Genomic DNA, 258 nt, shown 5'->3' with positions numbered 1-258 from the left:
TTCAACCCATCAAGGGTCCTTCTGAAAGGCGCGTCGTTGGCAGATTCGGCGCGAGCGTAAAGCCCCTTCAACCCATCAAGGGTCCTTCTGAAAGCGAGTTCAACGCGAGCGAACCGGCGAATATCACGTTCCTTCAACCCATCAAGGGTCCTTCTGAAAGTTGCTCGATCTCCTCTTTCCGCTCTCCAACAGGGCACCTTCAACCCATCAAGGGTCCTTCTGAAAGGTCGTTACTCATCTGTCGTTACTCCCATTTGC

Source organism: Halobellus captivus, assembly GCF_007655485.1.
Classification (GTDB): domain Archaea; phylum Halobacteriota; class Halobacteria; order Halobacteriales; family Haloferacaceae; genus Haloquadratum; species Haloquadratum captivum.
Note: the sequence above shows the minus strand (reverse complement) of the source record.